The 20188-nt window shown below is 61.7% G+C and carries 19 protein-coding genes; 3 read left to right on the top strand and 16 right to left on the bottom strand.

Annotated elements, in window-relative coordinates:
- Positions 1-125 precede the first annotated feature (125 nt).
- Genes paoA through paoC form a run of 3 tightly spaced genes read left to right on the top strand, consistent with a single transcriptional unit; the run spans position 126 to position 3921 of the window.
- Positions 126-764 carry an aldehyde dehydrogenase iron-sulfur subunit PaoA gene (paoA, locus tag AC097P_RS07000; protein ID WP_479609676.1) on the top strand — a complete coding sequence of 213 codons (639 nt, stop codon included), beginning with the start codon at positions 126-128 and terminating at the stop codon, positions 762-764.
- The gene (locus tag AC097P_RS06995) at positions 761-1711 is read left to right on the top strand and encodes an FAD binding domain-containing protein (RefSeq protein WP_479609675.1); all 951 of its coding nucleotides are present in this window, start codon (positions 761-763) and stop codon (positions 1709-1711) included. Before paoA ends, AC097P_RS06995 begins: the two co-directional genes overlap by 4 nt.
- Before the next feature lie 2 nt (positions 1712-1713).
- Positions 1714-3921, top strand: a complete 2208-nt coding sequence (paoC, locus tag AC097P_RS06990) for an aldehyde oxidoreductase molybdenum-binding subunit PaoC (RefSeq protein ID WP_479609674.1) — start codon at positions 1714-1716, stop codon at positions 3919-3921.
- An 83-nt stretch (positions 3922-4004) separates the two neighbouring features.
- Here paoC and AC097P_RS06985 read toward each other — a convergent pair whose 3' ends face one another.
- From AC097P_RS06985 to AC097P_RS06910, 16 genes are all read right to left on the bottom strand, one after another.
- Positions 4005-4421 carry a RidA family protein gene (locus AC097P_RS06985; RefSeq protein ID WP_479609673.1) on the bottom strand — a complete coding sequence of 139 codons (417 nt, stop codon included), beginning with the start codon at positions 4419-4421 and terminating at the stop codon, positions 4005-4007.
- Positions 4422-4457: 36 nt separating this feature from the next.
- Positions 4458-5168 (bottom strand): ABC transporter ATP-binding protein, encoded by a 711-nt coding sequence (locus tag AC097P_RS06980; RefSeq protein ID WP_479609672.1) that lies wholly within the window; start codon positions 5166-5168, stop codon positions 4458-4460.
- A complete protein-coding gene (locus AC097P_RS06975) occupies positions 5165-5929 on the bottom strand; it encodes an ABC transporter ATP-binding protein (protein WP_479609671.1) in 765 nt (254 codons plus the stop codon). The genes AC097P_RS06980 and AC097P_RS06975 overlap by 4 nt, the downstream gene beginning before the upstream one ends.
- Positions 5926-6906, bottom strand: a complete 981-nt coding sequence (locus AC097P_RS06970; RefSeq protein WP_479609670.1) for a branched-chain amino acid ABC transporter permease — start codon at positions 6904-6906, stop codon at positions 5926-5928. The genes AC097P_RS06975 and AC097P_RS06970 overlap by 4 nt, the downstream gene beginning before the upstream one ends.
- 13 nt (positions 6907-6919) lie before the next feature.
- Positions 6920-7840 carry a branched-chain amino acid ABC transporter permease gene (locus AC097P_RS06965; RefSeq protein ID WP_479609669.1) on the bottom strand — a complete coding sequence of 307 codons (921 nt, stop codon included), beginning with the start codon at positions 7838-7840 and terminating at the stop codon, positions 6920-6922.
- 15 nt (positions 7841-7855) lie between these two features.
- Positions 7856-9058 (bottom strand): ABC transporter substrate-binding protein, encoded by a 1203-nt coding sequence (locus AC097P_RS06960; protein WP_479609668.1) that lies wholly within the window; start codon positions 9056-9058, stop codon positions 7856-7858.
- Between the two features lie 51 nt (positions 9059-9109).
- Positions 9110-10726, bottom strand: a complete 1617-nt coding sequence (locus AC097P_RS06955) for an AMP-binding protein (RefSeq protein WP_479609667.1) — start codon at positions 10724-10726, stop codon at positions 9110-9112.
- 15 nt (positions 10727-10741) lie between these two features.
- Positions 10742-11908: an acyl-CoA dehydrogenase family protein gene (locus AC097P_RS06950; RefSeq protein ID WP_479609666.1), complete on the bottom strand. Its 1167-nt coding sequence runs from the start codon at positions 11906-11908 to the stop codon at positions 10742-10744.
- 14 nt (positions 11909-11922) lie between these two features.
- Positions 11923-12789 (bottom strand): enoyl-CoA hydratase family protein, encoded by an 867-nt coding sequence (locus AC097P_RS06945; protein WP_479609665.1) that lies wholly within the window; start codon positions 12787-12789, stop codon positions 11923-11925.
- Entirely contained in the window at positions 12786-13325 is a 540-nt protein-coding gene (locus AC097P_RS06940) for a MarR family winged helix-turn-helix transcriptional regulator (RefSeq protein ID WP_479609664.1), read from the bottom strand. Before AC097P_RS06940 ends, AC097P_RS06945 begins: the two co-directional genes overlap by 4 nt.
- A complete protein-coding gene (locus AC097P_RS06935; RefSeq protein WP_479609663.1) occupies positions 13322-14101 on the bottom strand; it encodes an SDR family NAD(P)-dependent oxidoreductase in 780 nt (259 codons plus the stop codon). Before AC097P_RS06935 ends, AC097P_RS06940 begins: the two co-directional genes overlap by 4 nt.
- A gap of 5 nt (positions 14102-14106) precedes the next feature.
- Complete coding sequence (locus tag AC097P_RS06930; protein ID WP_479609662.1) at positions 14107-16461, bottom strand: bifunctional salicylyl-CoA 5-hydroxylase/oxidoreductase; 2355 nt, start codon at positions 16459-16461, stop codon at positions 14107-14109.
- 120 nt (positions 16462-16581) lie between these two features.
- Positions 16582-17619, bottom strand: a complete 1038-nt coding sequence (gene pstS / locus AC097P_RS06925; RefSeq protein WP_479609661.1) for a phosphate ABC transporter substrate-binding protein PstS — start codon at positions 17617-17619, stop codon at positions 16582-16584.
- An 18-nt stretch (positions 17620-17637) separates the two neighbouring features.
- Positions 17638-18702 (bottom strand): hypothetical protein, encoded by a 1065-nt coding sequence (locus tag AC097P_RS06920; RefSeq protein WP_479609660.1) that lies wholly within the window; start codon positions 18700-18702, stop codon positions 17638-17640.
- 10 nt (positions 18703-18712) lie between these two features.
- Positions 18713-19726, bottom strand: coding sequence for a sulfate ABC transporter substrate-binding protein (locus tag AC097P_RS06915; protein WP_479609659.1), 1014 nt, complete (start codon positions 19724-19726; stop codon positions 18713-18715).
- A 15-nt stretch (positions 19727-19741) separates the two neighbouring features.
- On the bottom strand, positions 19742-20188 hold the full coding sequence (locus AC097P_RS06910; protein ID WP_479609658.1) for a chemotaxis protein CheX: 447 nt from the start codon (positions 20186-20188) through the stop codon (positions 19742-19744).

Genomic DNA, 20188 nt, shown 5'->3' with positions numbered 1-20188 from the left:
GGGCGCACGAGGGCTTCAGGCATATTTCGCTTCAAATGTGCGGCTTCGCACACCGGGCAGACTCCCATCTGTGTATGTTGTGGAGCACGCCCAAGCTCCCTTGCGGCACATGGATTGGAGTACCCATGGAGATTTCAGACTACCTGACCATTTCCCGCCGCGACCTGTTGATTGTGGGGGCGGGCTCGGCCGCAACGGCCGCCGCGCTCGAGCAGGCTTCTGCCGCGACCACCACGCCAGCCGAGGCGATTCCGGTGGCCACGGTCACGCTGGAAGTGAATGGCAAACCGCAGACACTGGAGCTGGACACGCGAACCACATTGCTCGATGCGTTGCGGGAGCACCTGCACTTGACCGGCACCAAGAAAGGCTGCGACCACGGGCAGTGCGGCGCCTGCACCGTGCTGGTGGACGGCATCCGCATCAATTCTTGCTTGACGCTGGCCGTGATGCACGAAGGCGCCAAGGTCACCACCATTGAAGGCTTGGGTACACCCAAGGCCCTGCACCCCATGCAGGCCACCTTCATTAAGCACGATGGTTACCAGTGCGGATACTGCACGCCCGGGCAGATTTGCTCTGCCGTGGGCGTGCTGGACGAAGTGCGCCGCGGCATCCCCAGCCATGTCAGCGCCAACCTGACCGCGCGGCCCCTGCTGTCGGTGGACGAGCTACGCGAGCGCATGAGCGGCAACATCTGCCGTTGCGGCGCCTACTCCAACATTATCGAAGCCATCTCAGAAGTGGCCGGGGTGCGCACATGAAGCCCTTTACCTACGAGCGCGCCCTAAAGCCCGCCGATGCGGCAGCGGCCGTTGCTCGCAACCCAACCGCCCGGTTCATTGCCGGTGGCACCAACCTGTTGGACTTGATGAAGCTGCAGGTGGAAGCCCCCACCCACCTCGTGGACGTCAATGGACTGAAGCTGGACAAGATCGAAACCACGGCGGACGGCGGGCTGCGGGTGGGCGCGCTGGTACGCAACACCGCGCTGGCGGCGGACGACCGGGTGCGGCGCGACTATGCCGTGTTATCGCGCGCCCTACTGTCGGGTGCGTCCGGCCAGTTGCGCAACAAGGCCACCACCGCCGGCAACCTGCTGCAGCGTACGCGCTGCGCTTATTTTTACGACACCGACCAGGCCTGCAACAAACGCCAACCCGGCAGCGGCTGCAGCGCGCTGGACGGCGTGAACCGCCAGCACGGCATCATCGGCACCAGCCAGGCCTGCATCGCCACCCACCCTAGCGATATGGCGGTCGCCATGCGGGTGCTGGACGCCACGGTGCACACGGTGCGTGGTGATGGCCGCATGCGCGTGATCCCGATTGCGGACTTTCACCGGCTGCCGGGCGACACGCCGCACATCGAGACCACGCTGGAGCGCGGCGAACTCATCACCGCGGTGACGCTGCCGCGCCCGGCCGGTGGCAGCCACATCTACCGCAAGGTGCGCGACCGTGCTTCGTATGCATTCGCATTGGTGTCGGTGGCGGCCATCGTGCAGCGCGACGGCTCGGGCCGCGTGGCCCTGGGTGGCGTGGCGCACAAGCCCTGGCGGTTGGAGGCTGCGGAAGCAGCCCTGCCCGGGGGTGCCAAGGCCATGACCGCACAGCTGCTGGCAGACGCCCGGCCGACTGCGGCCAACGCCTTCAAAGTGAGCCTGGTGGAGCGCACGCTCGCCAGCGTGCTGGCCCAAGCAAGGACATGACCATGCAATTCAACACACCCGCCACCACCAACGCGATTGACCAGCTCAAGGTGGTCGGCCAGCCCGTCAACCGCATCGACGGCCCGCTCAAGACCACCGGTGTAGCGCCCTACGCGTACGAACGCCACGATGTCGCGCCCGATGCCGCCTATGGTTATGTGGTGGGGGCAGGCATTGCGAAAGGACAGATCGCATCCATGGACCTGGCGGCTGCCCGCACGGCCCCCGGCGTGCTCACCATCGTCACCGCCCGCAACGCCGGTAAGTTGGGAAAAGGCAAGCTCAACACCGCCAAGCTGCTCGGTGGGCCGGACATTGAGCACTACCACCAGGCCATCGCCCTGGTGGTGGCCAAGACCTTTGAGCAGGCGCGTGCCGCCGCACAACTGGTGCAGGTTCGGTACGCACAGGAAGCGGGCGAATACGACCTTGCTGCGACCCGCAATGCATTCAAGCCCAAACCGACCGACAAGGGCGACCCATCGGATACCAGCTACGGCGACTTCGACACTGCGTACCCGGCAGCACCCGTGCAATTCGAAGCCACGTACACAACGCCCGACCAGTCCCACGCCATGATGGAGCCCCACGCCACCACCGCTGCGTGGCAAGGTGACAAGCTCACCGTGTGGACCTCAAACCAGATGGTGGACTGGAGCGTGAGTGACATCGCCAAAACGCTGGACATACCCAAGGCGAATGTGCGCATGGTGTCGCCATTCGTCGGCGGTGGCTTCGGTGGCAAGCTGTTCATACGGGCCGATGTGCTGCTCGCCGCGCTGGGTGCGCGGGCTGCTGGGCAGCCGGTCAAGGTGGCGCTGCAGCGGCCGCTGATCGCCAACAACACGGTGCACCGCCCGGCCACGATACAGCGCATACGCATCGGTGCGTCGACCGATGGCAAGATAGCCGCCATGGCGCACGAGAGCTGGTCGGGCGACCTACCCGGCGGCAAGCCGGAAAAGGCCGTGAGCCAGACCCGACTGTTGTATGCCGCACCCCATCGCATCACCAAGACCCGGCTGACAGTGCTGAACCTGCCCGAAGGCAACGCCATGCGTGCGCCGGGCGAGGCACCCGGTTTGATGGCGCTTGAAATTGCGATGGACGAGATGGCGGAGAAGCTCAAGCTCGACCCGTTGGAATTTCGCATCCTCAACGATACGCAGGTTGATCCACAAAAGCCAGAACGCCCTTTCTCACAACGCCAGCTGAACGAATGCCTGCGCCTGGGGGCCGAGCGCTTTGCGTGGAACCGGCGCAAAGCCACGCCCGCCCAGGTGCGGGACGGGCAATGGCTGGTGGGCATGGGGGTGGCGGCGGCCTTCCGCAACAACCAGGTCACCAAATCCGGCGCCCGCGTGCGGCTGGACAACACGGGCCTGGTCACCGTGGAAACCGACATGACCGACATCGGAACCGGCTCGTACACCATCATTGCGCAGACGGCCGCAGAGGTGATGGGTGTTCCGCTGGAGAAAGTGTTTGTGCGGCTGGGAGACTCGGCGTTTCCGGTGTCATCCGGATCGGGCGGTCAATGGGGCGGCAACTCGTCCACAGCGGGCGTGTACGCGGCCTGCATGAAGCTGCGCGAGATGGTGGCCAGCGCAGCCGGCATGGCACCGGCCGATGCGGTGTTTGCCGATGGCATGGTGCGCACGGGTGACCGGTCTGTGCCGCTGGCGCAGGTGGCAGGCACGGGCGGGCTGGTGGCGCAAGACGCCATCGAGTTTGGTGATCTGGCCAAAAAATACCAGCAGTCCACGTTCGGCGCGCATTTTGTGGAGGTAGGCGTGGACGCCGCTACAGGTGAAATACGCGTGCGCCGCATGCTGGCAGTGTGTGCCGCCGGGCGCATCCTGAACCCCAAGTCCGCCCGCAGCCAGGTGATTGGCGCGATGACCATGGGTGTGGGCGCCGCGCTGATGGAAGAGCTGGCCGTCGACAAACGCCGCGGCTTCTTCGTCAACCACGACATGGCAGGTTATGAAGTGCCTGTGCATGGCGACATACCGCACCAGGACGTGATCTTTCTGGATGAGACTGACCCGATCTCGTCGCCAATGAAGGCCAAGGGCGTCGGCGAGCTGGGGCTGTGTGGCGTGGGTGCCGCCATTGCGAATGCGATCTACAACGCCACCGGCGTGCGCGTGCGTGACTACCCCATTACGCTGGACAAACTGCTGGACCGTCTGCCTGCGGTGGCGTGACCATTCACTCCAAAAATGCTACAAAATCAGTAGCTGGTTACGCTCGCTGGATGAGGGCTGCAGCCTCATTTAGCTGCTAAAACTCAATCCGGAATAACTGCTGTCACCTCAATCTCCACCTTCGCCCGATCCTCGATCAGCGCCGACACCTGCACTGCCGTCATCGCTGCGTTGAAGCTGCCAATGATCTCCCGGAACGCCAAACCAATCTCGCGCCCTGAAGCCAGGTATTCGCGTTTGTCAGTCACGTACCAGGTCATGCGCACGATGTGTTCGGGTTTGGCACCAGCTTCGCGCAACACGGCCACCACGTTCAAGAGCGCCTGGCGCACCTGGCCGGCGAAATCATCGGTGTGAAATTGGCACTGCGCGTCCCAGCCGATCATGCCGGCAACACACACGGTCTGGCCGCAGGCCATAACGCCATTGGCGTAACCCCGGGGGCGCGCCCAGTCGGCGGGTTGCAATACTGTGTTGGTTGGCGGGGTAGTCGTAGTCATGATCGTGAACTCGCTCTCTCTATTTTTTGGATAGGCTTAGACGCCGATGTAGCGGTGCCACAGGCTGGGGTCCGCACCCAGTTGCTGGGAGCTGCCCGCCCACACCACACGGCCGCGCTCGATGATGGTGTGCTGGTCGGCCAGTTGCACCAGGCGCTGAACATATTTGTCGATGACCAGAATGCTTTGGCCCTGGGCGCGCAGCGTAGCCAGGCAGTGCCAGATGTCTTCGCGTATCAGCGGTGCAAGGCCTTCGGTGGCTTCGTCCAGTACCAACAGGTGGGGGTTGGTCATTAGCGCGCGGCCTATGGCCAGCATTTGCTGCTCGCCACCCGACAACTGGTTGCCCATGTTGCGCGCACGCTCGGCCAGGCGCGGGAACAGCGCGTAGACGCGGTCCAACGTCCACGGGTTGCTGGATGCATTGCGGTTGCCGGCAAAGGCGCGCAGGTTCTCGGCCACGCTGAGTGTGGGGAAGATCATGCGGCCTTCGGGCACCACGGCCATGCCCATACGCGCGATCCGGTCGGCGCTGAGCCGCTCGATGCGTTCACCCCTGAAGCGCACCGTGCCGCTGTGGCTGGACGTCAGGCCCAGCAGGGAGCGCACGGTGGTGGTCTTGCCCATGCCGTTGCGGCCCAGCAGCGTGGACACGTCGCCTTCCTCTATGCGCAGGCTGATGCCAAACAACACCTGGCTGGGGCCGTACGCAGTTTGCAGGTTGTCGATCTCCAGCAGTGCGGTCATGGAACACCCTCCACTTCATCACCCAGGTAGGCTTTGCGCACCTCGGCGTTGTCGCGTATGGCCTGTGCGTTGCCGCTGGCGATGACCTTGCCAAACACCAGTACCGAGATGGTGTCGGCCAGGCGGAACACGGCGTCCATGTCGTGCTCCACCAGCAATATCGTGGTCTCGGTGCGCAGGCTTTGCAGTAGCGTGACCATGCGTTCGGATTCGTCTGGCCCCATGCCGGCCATAGGTTCGTCCAGCAACAGCAACTGCGGTTGGGTGGCTAGCGCCAAGCCTACTTCCAGCTGGCGCTGTTCACCGTGGGACAGTGCGCCAGACAGGCGGCTCAGGTGTTTGCCCAGACCCACACGTTCTGCAACGACTGTGGCTTTGGCATAGCGGGCCTGCTCGCTGCGCGCGGCGCGCCAGAAGGCCATGCTGCTGCCATCCACCGCCTGCACGGCCAGTGCCAGGTTGTCCAGCACGGACAACTTTTTGAAGATGCTGGTGATCTGGTACGAGCGCACCAGGCCCTTGCGTGCGCGCAGATGCATGGGCATGCCCGCCATGTCAGCACCGTTGAAAACGATGCGGCCCGCGTCGGACTGCAGTGCGCCCGATATCTGGTGGATCAGCGTGGTCTTGCCAGCGCCGTTGGGGCCAATCAGCGCGTGGATCTGGCCTTGGTGCACGGCCAGGTTGGCATGGTCGGTGGCGGTCAGACCGCCAAAGCGTTTGACGAGGCCTTGCACGTCCAACACGATGGTTGCGCTCATGCTGCTGCCCCTTTGCGGCGCAGCATGCTCGTCAGGCCATTGGGGGCCAGCAGCACCACACCCAGCAACACCGCCCCCAGGCCCAGTTGCCAGTGGATGGTGTAGTGGCTCAAAAATTCTTCCAGCAGCAAGAAGACGATGGCGCCCAGCACGCCGCCATACAAATGGCCCACTCCCCCCAGGATGACCATGATCATCAGCATGCCGGACTGGCTCCACTGCATCAGCGCCGGGCTGACAAAGCTGCCCTGGTTGGCTAAGAGTGCACCCGCCAAACCTGCCAGTGCACCAGCCAGCACAAAGGCCACCAGCTTGTAGCGAAACACAGGGAAGCCAATCGCCGTCATGCGGACCTCGTTCTCGCGTATGGCTTGCAGCACATGGCCAAAGCGGGCGTTCAGCAGGCGGGTAATCAGCACCATGGCGACCACCAGCAGCGCCAGCGTGACGTAGTAGAGGTGTGTGTCTTCACCAAGGTTCACACCCAGGCCCAGGCTGGAGCGCCCGGCCAGCGACATGCCGTCGTCACCACCATAGGCCTTGAGCGAGACCACCAGGTAATACAACATCTGCGCAAAAGCCAGCGTGATCATGATGAAGTACACGCCCTGTGTGCGCAGGCTGACCCAGCCAATCAGCAGCGCGGCAGTAGCGCTGACCAGCATGGCAATGGGCCACGCGGCCCAGGCAGACGCCAAACCGCTTTGCATCAAGATAGCCACCGTGTAGGCACCCACGCCCACAAACGCGGCATGGCCAAAGCTGACCATGCCACCAAAGCCGAGGATCAAATTCAGGCTGGTGGCGGCCAACGCAAATATCAAAATACGGGTGGCCAGGCCTACATAAAACGTGTCGCCCGCCAACGATGCCAACAGCGGCAACGCCGCCAGTAAGGCCAGCACGGGCAATGACCAGCGCAGTTGCAGCGTATGGTCCAGCAGGCTTGGCGCGGAGGAGTCCTGTGTCGTCTGCATGCGTACGGTTGGCTTAGCCGTGGGTGGGGAACAGGCCCCGGGGTTTAAAGAACAACACAGCGGCCATCAGCACATAGATCAGGATGGAGGCGACTGCCGGGCCGGCGTTGGACGCGGCCTCGGGACCGACCAGATACCCCAGCGAGGGTGGGATCAGCGTGCGGCCGGCGGTGTCCACAATGCCGACCAACAGTGCACCCAGCAAGGCCCCACGTATGGAGCCAATCCCGCCAATGACGATGACGACAAAGGCCAGGATCAAGATGCTCTCGCCCATGCCCACCTGCACCGCCAGCAGCGGCCCCAGCATGCCACCGGCCACTGCGCACAGCGCGGCGCCCACGCCAAACACAGCAGTAAAGAGGCGTTGCACATTGGTGCCCATGGCCATTGCCATCTCGCGGTTGGCCGCACCGGCGCGCACCTGCATGCCGACGCGGGTGTGGGCGATCAGCAAGTACAGCAAGCCCGCCACCAAAAGACCCACGCCGATGATGAACAGGCGGTAGGCGGGGTAAGAAAAACCACTGATCAACTCCACCGGGCCGCCCAAGGCCGCAGGCGGGTTCAATGACAGGGGTTGCGAGCCCCATATCATGCGCACGCCTTCATTGCACATCAGCAAAATGGCAAACGTGCCCAGCACCTGCGACACGTGGTCGCGCTGGTACAGGCGGCGCAGCACGGTCATTTCCAGCAGCATGCCAAAGATGGCTGCGCCCACAATGCCAAAGCCCAGGCCCAACCAGAACGAGCCGGTGGCCTGTGCGACGGACGCGATCAGATACGCGCCCACCATATACAGCGAGCCGTGGGCCAGGTTGATCATGTCCATGATGCCGAACACCAGCGTGAGCCCGGCGGCCAGCAGGAACAGCATCAAGCCGAACTGCAGCCCGTTGAGCATCTGCTCCAGAATCAGGATGGTGTTCATGGGCTCTTGGGTTAATTACGAAGGCATCTTGCAGCTGCCGACGTACGCGTCGGGCTGGTTCTTGAACACCGCTCCCAGCGTGCGGTTGGTGACCTTGCCCTGGGCGTTCTTGGTGACGACACGCAGGTAGTAGTCCTGGATCGGGAAGTGGTTGGTGTTGAACTTGAAGGCGCCGCGTACCGAATCAAACTTGGCGGCTTCCAGCGCCTTGCGCACGGCTGCCTTGTCATCCAACTTGCCTTTGCTGTCACGCACGGCAGCGTCTATAAGCTTGGCCGCGTCATACCCTTGCGCTGCGTACAGCGATGGGATGCGGCCGTATTCCTTTTCAAACGCGGTTACAAAGGTCTTGTTGGCTGCGTTGTCCAGGTCATGCGCCCACTGCGAGCTGTTGAACATGCCCAGCATGGGTTCACCCACGGCCTTGATAACGTCTTCATCGGCCGAGAAGCCGGGGCCAAACAAGGTCATGTCTTTGGACAAACCGGCACCGACAAACTGCTTGATGAAGTTGATGCCCATGCCGCCGGGCAAGAAGATATACACCGCGTCGGGCTTGGTGGCGCGTAATTGCGAGATCTCTGCGCCGTAGTCCAACTGGTTCAACTGCGTGTAGCTCTCGGATGCGATGGTGCCCTTGTAGAAACGCTTGAAGCCGGTCAGTGCGTCCTTGCCAGCGGGGTAGTTGGGGGCGATCAGGGCCACATTCTTGAAGCCCTTGTCGACCACGGTCTTGCCCACGGCTTCGTGCAGGTTGTCGTTTTGCCACGATGCACTGAAGAAGTAGGGATTGCACTGCTCACCCGCATATTGCGAGGGGCCGGCGTTGGCGCTGATGTAAAAGGTTTTGGACTGGAAGGTGGGCGTACCCACGGCCAGCATCACATTGGAGAACACGATGCCGGTCAAAAAGTCCACTTTGTCACGCTTGATCAGGCGATCCGCCGTCTGGCGGCCCACGTCCGGGCTGGCCTGGTCATCGGCGATCACCACTTCGGCCGCACGCCCACCTAGCTTGCCGCCACCCAGCTTGACCGCCAGTTGGAATCCATCGCGGATGTCCACACCCAAACCAGCGCCGGGGCCGGACAGCGTGCTGAGCAAACCAATCTTGACCGGCTCGGAAGTCTGTGCCGTTGCGGACAGCGCGGTCACTGCGGCAGCGGTCGCGACCAGGGTGCGCAGGAAGAGCGAGGAGCGAGGTGTACTACGGTTCACAGTGGTTCCTTTGGGTTGATCAAGCGGGCAGGGAATGGATGAAAAGGTTGATCAGGCCAGGTCGCGCAGCTTGAAGCGCTGCAGCTTTCCGGTCTGGGTGCGTGGAAGCATACTGACAAAGTGAATAGCACGCGGGTACTTGTAGGGGGCAATGGTGTTCTTCACAAAATCCTGCAGCGCCTTGACCATGGCCTCATTGCCTTCATGGCCGGCACGCAGCGTGACAAAGGCTTTGACGATCTGGCCGCGCTCGTCGTCGGGGCAACCTATCACCGCGCATTCGGCTACGGCGGGGTGCAACAGCAAGGCGTCTTCCACTTCGGGGCCGGCGATGTTGTAGCCGCTGGACACAATCATGTCGTCGGTACGGGCCTGGTAGATGAAGTAACCATCCGCATCCATCTTGTAGGCGTCGCCGGTCAGGTTCCAGCCATTGCGCACGTATTTCGTTTGGCGCTCATCGGCCAGGTAACGGCAACCCGTGGGGCCGCGCACTGCAAGCTTGCCTACCGTGCCCACGGGTACCGGCTTGCCGTCATCGTCCACCACCTGCGCCTGGTAGCCGGGCACGACCTTGCCGGTGGCACCGGGGTGGGCATGTTCTTCATCCGCCGAGATAAAGATATGCAACAGCTCCGTGGCGCCAATGCCGTCTATCAGTTCGATGCCGGTGGCATCACGCCACAATGTGCGGGTTGAAACCGGTAACGCTTCACCGGCCGACACGCAGTGGCGCAAGCTGCCGTTGCGCAAACCCTCACCCTGAGGCGCCAAGGCACGGTACGACGTGGGCGCGGTAAACAGCACGGTGGCGCCAAAGGCCTGTATGGCTTCCAGCAACTGGGGTGGCCCGGCCTTCTCCAGCAACACGGTGGAGGCGCCCACCGACATGGGAAACAGTACCAAACCACCCAGACCAAAGGTAAAGGCCAGCGGCGGGCTGCCCATAAAAACATCGTCGGCCGTGGCGCGCAACACATGCCGTGGCCAGCAAGCGCAGATGGCCATCACATCACGGTGAAAATGCATCGTGGCTTTGGGGATACCGGTGGTGCCGGAGGTGAAGGCGATGATGCAGGTGTCGTCTGAAGCGGTATTGGCATTGGCAAACACGGGGCTGTGGCGTGCCATAGCGGCATCCAGACCATCGGGACTTTCGTCGTTGAAGTAGCGAATAGTCTGCAATGTGGGGCATTGCTGGGCCGCGCTCTGCACTTCGGTTGCCAGATGAAAATCGCACAGCGCGTGGCGGATCTGCGCCTTGTCTATCACTGGTTTGAGTTCCTTGGCACGCAGCAGCGGCATCGTGGCCACGGCAATGGCTCCGACCTTGATGACGGCAAACCAGCAGGCCACCATCATTGCGTTGTTGGGCGCATGCAAGAGCACGCGGTTGCCGGGCACCACGCACATGTCGTGCACCAGCACGTTGGCAATGCGGTTCGCCTTGTCTTGCAGATCCGCATAGGTCCAGCTCAGGCCGCCAGGTGCGCGTATGCAGATGCGGCTGCCATGGCCCTCGGCAATGTTCCGATCCAATAACTCCGTTGCGCAGTTCAAATGTGCAGGGAATTTCAGCTCCGGCAGATCAAAGAGGAACCGCGGTTGTTGCTCAACAGGCGGAAGGTTATCGCGCGCGAAGGTGTCAATGTGGGCACTACTGGACATGGCAATTCCCTGGTATTACTGGGAGACTTCCTTGAGCAGGTCTTTGGCAATGATCAGCTGCTGCACTTCGGTGGCGCCTTCATAAATCCGCAGTGAACGGATTTCGCGGTACAGGCGTTCGACGATATGGCCGCTGACCACACCCATGCCGCCCCAGATCTGCACTGCGGCGTCAATGACCTGCTGCGCACCTTCAGTAGCAACCATCTTGGCCATAGCGGCTTCGCGCGTCACGTTGCGGCCCTGATCGCGCTGCCAGGCGGCGCGGTAGGTCAGCAAAGCGCTACTGTCCACCGTGGTGGCCATTTGCGCCAGCTTGGCCTGGGTCAACTGAAAGTCGGCCAGTGTCTGGTTGAACATCTTGCGTGTGGTGGCGCGCGCCAGAGCTTCGTCCAGCGCGCGGCGGGCAAAGCCCAGCGACGCGGCGGCCACCGATGTGCGGAACACATCCAGCGTGCGCATCGCAATTTTGAAGCCCTCACCGGGGGCGCCTATGCGTTGGATCAAGGGCACCTTGCATTCGGTAAAGCGCAGCGTGGCTAGCGGGTGCGGCGCGATGACGTCAATGCGCTCGGCAATTACAAAGCCCGGTGTGTCGGCATCCACAATAAAAGCGCTGATGCCGCGGGCGCCTGGCGCCTCATCGGTGCGGGCGAACACCACATAAAAATCGGCAATACCGCCATTTGATATCCAGGTCTTGGTGCCGTTCAGCACCGCGTGGTCACCATCGATGCGGGCGCTGCATTGCAGGGCCGCCACGTCGGAGCCGGCGTCGGGCTCGCTCAGTGCGAAGGCGGCAATGGCCTCACCGCTGGCAACCCGCGTCAGATACAAATGCTTTTGTTCTTCGCTGCCGGCCAGGCTGATGGCACCGGAACCCAGGCCCTGCATGGCGAACGCGAAGTCGGCCAGGCCAGAGTGGCGGGCCAAGGTCTCGCGGATCAGGCAGATGGAGCGGGTGTCTATGCTGTCGCCCATACCGCCGTAAGCCGTACCACCTATGGCGAATTTCAACCAACCTGCTGTGCCCAGCTTGCGCACCAGCGCTTTGCATTCAGCCTCCACATCGTGGCCGTGCTCCTGCGAAATGTGTTCCACAGCCCATGCGTCGAGCGTGCGGGCCAGGTCGGCGTGCTGGGGCGCGAAGAAGGGCCAGTTCAGGTATGCAGTGTCGCTCATAGTCTTTCCTTAACTCAGTTGCCTTGGAAGACCGGCTTTTGCTTGACGACAAAGGCTGCGTAGGCGCGGTGGTAGTCTTGCGTCAGCATGCAAATGGCTTGGGCCTGGGCTTCGGCCTCTATCGCCTGGTCTATGGACATGGACCACTCCTGGTGGAGCATAGTCTTGGTCATGCCATTGGCAAAGGTGGGGCCGGCAACCAGATCAGCAGCCAAGGCATGCGCTGCTGCAGCAAGCTCTTCGGGTGCGCACAGGCGGTTGAAGAAGCCGCTGCGCTCGGCCTCCACACCACCAATCGAGCGGCCGGTGTACAGCCATTCGCTGGCGCGGCCCTGACCAATGATGCGTGGCAGCATGGCGCAGGCGCCCATGTCACAGCCGGCCAGGCCGACGCGGTTGAACAGGAACGCGGTCTTGCTGCGCTCCGTGCCCAGGCGCATGTCCGACGCCATGGAGATGATGGCGCCGGCACCGGCACACACACCGTCTACCGCGGCAATGATGGGTTGTGGGCAGGCGCGCATGGCCTTGACCAGGTCGCCAGTCATGCGGGTGAACATCAGCAACTCGGGCGCCTTCAACTGGATCAGCGGGCCAATAATTTCGTGCACATCACCACCCGAGCAGAAGTTATTGCCCGCGCCCGTGACGACGACGGCATGCACATCGGTGGCGTATTTCAACTGGCCAAACAGATCGCGCAACTCAACATACGAGTCAAAGGTCAGCGGGTTCTTGCGGTCCGGGCGGTTCAGCGTGATGGTGGCCACGCCGGCCTCCGGCTTCCACAAGAAGTGCAGCGGCTGGTAGCCGGCCAGGGGCTTATGGTTGCCGGCTTGCAATGCGGGGTCCAGGGCGGGGCTGTTGGCGTCTGAAGTCATTTGTTGTTCTCCTTGGTGGGGTTGTCTTGTTGGCGCACCAGTTGCACACGCAGGGTGCCTAGCTGGTTGTAGAGCTGTTGCACGGTGTTGGCGGGCAGCCCCGCGAACAGTTCCAGAATCCACTGCTCGTGTTCTTCGGCCATGGCCTCGAAGGTGTCGCGGCCCTTGGCGGTCAGGCACACAATCCAGGCACGGCGGTCTTGCGGGTTGTTGATGCGCGAGACCAGGCCTTCGCGCTCCAGCTCGTCAGTGACGCCGGTCACATTGCCACCAGTCACCATCAAGAAGCGCGACAGCTCGCTCATCTTCAGCCCCTCGGGCTGGCGGTAGAGCTGGGCCATGTAGTCAAAGCGCGGCAGCGAGATGTCAAAGCGGCTGCGCAGGCGTTTGCGGATTTCGTCTTCAATCTGCGTGGTGCAGGCCAGCATGCGCAGCCAAAGTTTGAGCGCCGCGTGGTCGCCACCGTTGGAGCGGGCCTCATGGCCTAACTCGTCGGCATCGTTCAACAGCGTGCGGCTGTGGTCGGCCTTACTCATACCATCACCTCCCCACCGCAGACGGCTATGGATTGGCCGGTGATGGCGCTGGCACCGGGGCCGCACAACCAGGCTACGGCATCGGCCACTTCATCGGCTTGGACCAGCCGGCCTTGCGGGTTGCCTGCCGTGAATTCCGCACGGGCTTGTTCTTCGGTTCGGCCGGTCTTGGCAACTACATTGGCAATGCTGGTGCGCACGATGTCGGTCTCGGTATAGCCGGGGCAGACCGCGTTGACGGTCAAACCCTTCTTGGCGAATTCCAAGGCCAATGCACGCGTCAGCCCGACGACGCCATGCTTGGCGGCGCAGTAGGCGGCCACATAGGCGTAGCCGGCCAAGCCTGCCGTGCTGGCGATATTGACGACGCGGCCCCACTTGGCTTCGAGCATGTCTGGCACTGCGGCTTGGGTGCACAACATCGTGCCAGTCAGGTTGACGGCCAGCATCTGATTCCACAGCGCGGCGTCGGTCTTGAGGAATGGCGCACTGCTGGCTTGGCCGGCGTTGTTGACCAGAATGGCAATAGGGCCGAAGCGCTGGCGCGCGTCAGCGAATGCTGCATGCACTTGGTCCGCATCTGACACATCGGCAGTGACGGCGTGCAGGCGCTCAGGGTGCTCTGCCGCGAGGGCTTGCACCGTTTCCAGCTTGCGGCCCAACACCGTGACATTCGCGCCCTGCGCGACCAGCAATCGGGCGATGGCTGCACCTATGCCCTGCCCTCCACCGGTGACGACGGCGTGGCGATTCTGCAATGTGTTTGTTGCGGTCATCGTCTTCACGCCTCGGCCGCGCGTGCGGGGGACATCGCAGCCGCCGCGGCCTGCGCTTTCTCACGTTGGAAGATGGCTTCCATCTGCGTCTTGCCAGAGACATATTGCTTGGGCCATGCCAGCGCGGTGTAGCCAATCTTGGCAGCCTCGGTCAACGTCCAGGCCGGGTTGGCCAAATGTGGCCGCGCCACGGCACACAGGTCGGCACGGCCGGCGGAAATGATGCTGTTGATATGGTCGGCCTCGCTGATGGCGCCCACGGCGATGGTGGCGATGCCGGCCTCCTGGCGGATGCGGTCAGCAAACGGGGTCTGGAACATGCGGCCGTAGACCGGCTTTTCTTGTTTGCTGACCTGGCCGGATGAGCAATCAATCAGGTCGGCGCCGGCGGCCTTGAAAGCCTTGGCAATCTCCACGGCGTCATCTGGCGTGATGCCGCCCTCCACCCAATCGTGCGCAGAGATCCGCACCGACATGGGCCTATCAGCAGGCCATGCCGCGCGCACGGCGGCGAACACTTCCAACGGGTAACGCAGGCGGTTTTCCAGACTGCCTCCATAGGCATCTTCGCGGTGGTTGGTCAGTGGGGATATGAAACTGGACAACAAATAGCCGTGGGCGCAATGCAGTTCCAGCCAGTCCACACCGATCTCCGCTGCCGCATACGTGCTGGCCACGAACTGGGCCGTCACGGCATCCATATCGGCGCGGGTCATGGCACGCGAGGTCTGGCTCACGCCTTGCAGATATTGCTGGGCCGATGCCGAGACGATGGGCCAATTGCCGCTAGGCAGCGGCTGGTCTATGCCCTCCCAGGCCACACGAGTCGATGCCTTGACACCCGCATGGCCAATCTGCAGGGCGAACTTGCAGTCGCTATTGGCATGCACCCAGTCGACGATACGCTTCCAGGCAATGGTGTGCTCGGGTCCATACAGGCCAGGGCAACCGGGCGTGATGCGGCCTTCCGCGCTGACGCAGGTCATCTCGGCAAACACCATACCCGCGCCGCCCATGGCGCGGGCGCCCAGGTGCACCAAGTGGTAGTCGCCAGCCACGCCATCGACCGCAGAGTATTGGGCCATCGGTGACACAACAACGCGGTTCTTCAAGGTCAGGCCGCGCACGGTGTAGGGTGTGAACATCGGCGGAGGCGCAGCCTGGCCGGGCGCCAGTTGCATGCCGGCACGTTTGGCAAACCAGGCCTCGAAATCGCCCAGCCATTTGGCATCGCGCAGGCGCAGGTTCTCGTGGCTGATGCGCTGGCTGCGGGTCAGCATGGAGTACATGAATTGCGGGCCTTCCAACTGGTCGCAGTAACGATCACCACAGGCCTCAAACCACTCCATCGCGTTCCACGCCGCGTTTTGCAGGCGCAGCACATCCACATGGCGCAACGCTTGGTAACGCGCCAGCACGGCGGGTATGTGTTCCGCAGTGTCGCCCTGGTCGCGGAACTGGCGTGCCAGTTCAATCGCATCTTCTATCGCCAGCTTGGTGCCCGAGCCAATTGCAAAGTGCGCCGTATGCACCGCATCGCCCATCAGTACCACATGGCTGCGTCCGTTGAAAAACGACCATTGCTCGCACTTGACACGCTGAAAGTTTAACCACGCCGAGCCGCGCAGGTGGCGCGCATTGGTCATCAGCTTGGCGCCTTGCAGGTTCTTCGCAAAGACCTTCTCGCAAAACGCAATCGACTCCTCCTGGTCTGCCAGGTCCAGGCGGTGGGCCTGCCAAACGTGCTCCGGGCATTCCACAATAAAGGTCGTAGTGCTTTCGTCAAACTTGTAGACATGGGCCTGAAACCAGCCGTGCTCGGTCTTCTCGAACAGGAAGGTGAAGGCGTCGTACAGCTTGTGGGTGCCCAGCCATATGAAGCGGTTAGGCCGCACCACAATGTCGGGTTTGAAGATATCTGCGTGCTGGGCGCGGATGCGGGAGTTGATGCCGTCGCTGGCAATGATCAGGTCGGCATCGGGGTATTGAAGATCAGACTCGGCATCTACCTCGAACTCCAGTTTGACGTTGAGCTCCTCGCAGCGGCGTTGCAGGATGTTGAGCAGCTTCTTGCGGCCAATACCCACAAAGCCGTGGCCACCGGAGCGAATGACTTCGCCCTTGAAACCCAGTTCGATATCGTCCCAATGGTTGAAGGCTTGTTCGATCTCGGCCGCGCTGGTCGGGTCCCAAATGCGCATGTTGTCCATGGTCGCATCCGAGAACACCACGCCCCAGCCAAAGGTGTCGTAGGGCTTGTTGCGCTCCACCACGGTAATGTCGTGCGACAGGTTGGCCTGCTTCATCAGCAGTGCGAAATACAGCCCAGCGGGGCCGCCGCCTATGCACACGATATTCATTGCAACTCCAGAAGAGCCTTGCGACTCGGGGTGGGATCTGCAATTAGTTTAGGCTTAAACCTTTAGATGTCAAGTAATTGAGGGAAAACCACTACGCATGTATGCCGCCTGGGTCATCGCCTATTCGTACAAAGGCTTGCCGGTGCCGTCCCGCACCACTTGCCACTGCGTGATGACCGCACGCGTCGTCGTTTCATTCAATGGAACGTAATTAGACTCTGTGGCCGATTTATTGCCCTCCTTGAAAGCCCAGGCAAAGAACTTGAGCACCTCGCGCGCCTGCTCGGGCCTATCTTGCACTTTGCGTATCAGCGCAAAGGTGGCTCCTGTGATGGGCCAGGCGCCTGGGCTGCGCTCTTCGGTCAGGATGTCGGAAAACCCTGAGTTTTCCCAATTGCTGCTAACCGCCGCTTGCAGGCTTTGTGCATTGGGTGTTACAAACGCGCCGCTTTGATTCTTGAGTTGCGTGTAGGTCAGCTGGTTGTTCAACGCAAAGCCGTAGTCTACGAAGCCAATCGCCCCTGGCAAACGCTGCACGAACTTGCGGACACCGTCGTCGCCCTTGCCGCCCAGCCCCACCGTCCACGGCACGGTAACGCCACGGCCCAGCCGCGTTTTCCACTCCGGGCTAACCTTGGAGAGGTAGTCGGTGAATAGCAGTGTCGAGCCGGAACTATCGGATCGACGTACAACAGCAATCGCCAGATTCGGCAGCGACACACCCGGGTTCAGCTGCGTGAGGGCGGCGTCGTCCCAGTTGAGGACTTTTCCCATATAGATGTCCGCCAGCACCGGGCCGCTAAGCTTGACATCGCCCGGCTTGGTATTGGGCAGGTTGACAATGGGGACCACACCACCCAGCAGAGTCGGGAACTGCAGCAAGCCGTTCTTTTCCAGCACCGCACCAGACAACGGGCTGTCAGTCGCGCCAAAGTCCACTGACTTGGCAGTTATCTGCGTCACGCCACTGCCAGAACCTATGGACTGGTAGACGACCTTGGTGCCGGTTGCCTGCTTATAAGCCTGAGCCCATTTGGCATATACCGGTGCTGGCAGCGAGGCGCCAGCGCCTAGCACCGATGCGGAATGAACACCAGGCGCCACACATGCCAGTGACAGTGCCGCCACACAAAATTTCAACTGAATGTTTAAAGACATAGGTCCCTCTACAGAAAACTATTGCACGACTCCGACGTCAGCTGCACTGCTGGAGAGACGCCGCTGACGCTCCCAAGCATGGGCCTTATCGACGAATTGCTCGAACTCCCGGCCCCGCTCCAACAACATGGCTTTCAGCTGGGGATCGAGTGCCTCCTCCAACCCAAACTCATCTACGGGCATACGGTCGGTTCGGACTTGCTTCATCAGCCGCTTGATTTCTGCAGCCGCGTGCGCTGGAGACTGAAGCAACACCAGCTTGCGCGAGCGCTGGGGGTTGCTGGGCACGTGGCATTGCAAGCACTGGCCGTCGCGTAGCGACAGTGCCAGCGCGCGGTAACTTTGCTCCAGCCCTACCTTATAAGGATTTGCGGTGTCAAAAAGACCGTCGAACAAAGTCACCGCCGGTTGGGTCTTCCCTCGCGCGTCTGTCCACAGCCACTTGCCGTCAAAAGCTGGAGGCGTATTGGGTTGCACGGGTACGGCGGGCATGCCTTCGCCCAGTTGGGTGAACTGCACGGCGCGCGCCTTGCCGGACTTGGGGTCCAGCCAGAACAGCATGGCTTTCGCGTTCTCGTAGGTATTCCATTTGTTGGACTCATGCCAGAAGGGATAGGGGAACTGGCCGGGCTGTAGCCGGTTGCGAAAGCCGACACCCAGTCGCGCCAAGTACAAGCCGTTGGCTTCGGAATAGCTGACCGAGTAAGTGCCGTCGAACATAAACAGCGGCATGTACATACCGGTCAACACTTCTGGCGCGAGTTGTGTCAGCGATGTCTCCTTCAACACCGTGTTGGGATCGCGTTGGCGCCCCCAAAGTGTGATCGGACTCAGCGCAGTTTGGATCTGGGCGCTGGTGAACATGCCCTTGCGGCAGGCATCAAACGCCGCTTGGCTGGCCGCGTCGGCCCTGGGACAGAGCCGGGACAAATGGGCTGCTAGGGCGGCCACGTCGCGCTCGATGACCACATCCTGCGTGCCAACCACCGTTGCCGTAGCGTTTGCCGCTGAGGGAAACAGCCCGGCGAAACAAGTGCCTAGGGCAAATAGAAATGTGGTGGCCACTTTGACGATGGAAGGCATAAGGAGTCCTTTATGAACCATTTCGGTACTGGTCATACACTTGGTCAAAGATCCCTCCATCCTGGAAGTGCACTTTGTCAATGGTTTGCCAGTCCTTGTAGAGATCTCCCACTTTGAACAACTTGAGCGGTGTGAACTGCTTCTCGAATTGGCTCGCCACCGCAGGGTCGGTCGGACGGTAGTAATGGCTGGCCGCGATGGCCTGCCCTTCGGGGCTATACAGGTATTGCAGATAGGCTTCCGCCACCTTGCGCGAACCCCGCTGGTCAACGACCTTGTCGATCACGGCCACAGGTGGCTCCGCAACAACCGAGACGGAGGGCACAACGATCTGAAACAAATCGGGGTGCTGCGCGACGATCTGGAAGGCCTCGTTCTCCCAGGACACCATGACGTCACCCTGCTTGCGGTCAACGAAGGTGGTGGAGGCGCCACGTGCCGTGTACTCCAATACTTTGTTATTGCTGTACAGGCGCTTTAGGAAATCGCGGGCGCTGGCTTCGCTTCCGCCCGGTCTTTTGAGCGCGTAACCCCAGGCGGCCAAGTGGCTCCAGCGCGCGCCACCCGAAGACTTGGGGTTGGACATGACCACGCGCACTCCCCAGCGCACTAAATCAGGCCAATCCTTGATCGCCTTCGGGTTGCCCTTGTGTACCAGAAACACGATGGTGGAGTAGTACGGCGTGGAGCCCTGTGGCAAGCGCTGCTTCCAGTTGTCCGGCACCAAGCGGTTGCTGGCAATTTCGTCCACATCCAACGGTACGGAGAGCGTAACCACATCGGCTGCCAAGCCGCTGTTGACGAGGCTGGCCTGTGTACTGGAGTTGGCGTGAGATTGGTTGATTTGCACAGCCTCGCCGGTCTTTGCCTTCCAATAGCGTGCAAATGCCGGGTTGTACGCGGCGAACATTTCCTTGGTCGCGGTATAGGAGGCATTGGTCAAGGTAGTGTCTGCCGATGCAGACGCCAAGCCGGAGACCAGAAGCATCGCCAGGGCGGTGCGCGTCACGAAAGATGCATGCATATACGGGACTCCCAATCACTGCAAACTGACCACCAGCGACGCTGGATGCTTTCGCCACCGAAACGGGATCACATAAGCCTTGGTGTTGCGCGGCATATGGATGGCATGCGCTGCACCTCGCACAATCACCGGCACCGAGATCATGAAGTCTGGGCCAAAGTGCATACGTGCGTTACCCGCAATGGTGTTGGCAATTTCTCCGGACAGGTCGCATAGGTTCTGGTCGGATACATCTGTCTCGCCCACGTGCAGCAGCAGGGCGCGCAGCAAATCCGGTCCTGCTGTGATGTAGACACAACCCTGGCGCACGCCGGAAATTCCGATGACGCCCGTAAAGTCGAGCATCGGAAGATCGGTCACATCGCCCAGGTAGGGACTGCCGGTATCGGGACCTTTTCCGGTCTCGCTCTCAAAGTATTTTTGAACAATGCCTACAAAAATACGCAGCTGGTCTTCGTCCAT

Source organism: Rhodoferax sp. ZS1R8, from assembly GCF_056521325.1.
The sequence above is the reverse complement of the archived record's forward strand: the minus strand, read 5'-3'. Positions and strand labels throughout refer to the sequence as shown.

Bases quoted from the DNA above. Each gene is read 5' to 3' on its own strand.
- paoA (WP_479609676.1), top strand. From the start codon at position 126: ATGGAGATTTCAGACTACCTGACCATTTCCCGCCGCGACCTGTTGATT.
- AC097P_RS06995 (WP_479609675.1), top strand. From the start codon at position 761: ATGAAGCCCTTTACCTACGAGCGCGCCCTAAAGCCCGCCGATGCGGCA.
- paoC (WP_479609674.1), top strand. From the start codon at position 1,714: ATGCAATTCAACACACCCGCCACCACCAACGCGATTGACCAGCTCAAG.
- AC097P_RS06985 (WP_479609673.1), bottom strand. From the start codon at position 4,421: ATGACTACGACTACCCCGCCAACCAACACAGTATTGCAACCCGCCGAC.
- AC097P_RS06980 (WP_479609672.1), bottom strand. From the start codon at position 5,168: ATGACCGCACTGCTGGAGATCGACAACCTGCAAACTGCGTACGGCCCC.
- AC097P_RS06975 (WP_479609671.1), bottom strand. From the start codon at position 5,929: ATGAGCGCAACCATCGTGTTGGACGTGCAAGGCCTCGTCAAACGCTTT.
- AC097P_RS06970 (WP_479609670.1), bottom strand. From the start codon at position 6,906: ATGCAGACGACACAGGACTCCTCCGCGCCAAGCCTGCTGGACCATACG.
- AC097P_RS06965 (WP_479609669.1), bottom strand. From the start codon at position 7,840: ATGAACACCATCCTGATTCTGGAGCAGATGCTCAACGGGCTGCAGTTC.
- AC097P_RS06955 (WP_479609667.1), bottom strand. From the start codon at position 10,726: ATGTCCAGTAGTGCCCACATTGACACCTTCGCGCGCGATAACCTTCCG.
- AC097P_RS06950 (WP_479609666.1), bottom strand. From the start codon at position 11,908: ATGAGCGACACTGCATACCTGAACTGGCCCTTCTTCGCGCCCCAGCAC.
- AC097P_RS06945 (WP_479609665.1), bottom strand. From the start codon at position 12,789: ATGACTTCAGACGCCAACAGCCCCGCCCTGGACCCCGCATTGCAAGCC.
- AC097P_RS06940 (WP_479609664.1), bottom strand. From the start codon at position 13,325: ATGAGTAAGGCCGACCACAGCCGCACGCTGTTGAACGATGCCGACGAG.
- AC097P_RS06935 (WP_479609663.1), bottom strand. From the start codon at position 14,101: ATGACCGCAACAAACACATTGCAGAATCGCCACGCCGTCGTCACCGGT.
- AC097P_RS06930 (WP_479609662.1), bottom strand. From the start codon at position 16,461: ATGAATATCGTGTGCATAGGCGGCGGCCCCGCTGGGCTGTATTTCGCA.
- pstS (WP_479609661.1), bottom strand. From the start codon at position 17,619: ATGTCTTTAAACATTCAGTTGAAATTTTGTGTGGCGGCACTGTCACTG.
- AC097P_RS06920 (WP_479609660.1), bottom strand. From the start codon at position 18,702: ATGCCTTCCATCGTCAAAGTGGCCACCACATTTCTATTTGCCCTAGGC.
- AC097P_RS06915 (WP_479609659.1), bottom strand. From the start codon at position 19,726: ATGCATGCATCTTTCGTGACGCGCACCGCCCTGGCGATGCTTCTGGTC.
- AC097P_RS06910 (WP_479609658.1), bottom strand. From the start codon at position 20,188: ATGGACGAAGACCAGCTGCGTATTTTTGTAGGCATTGTTCAAAAATAC.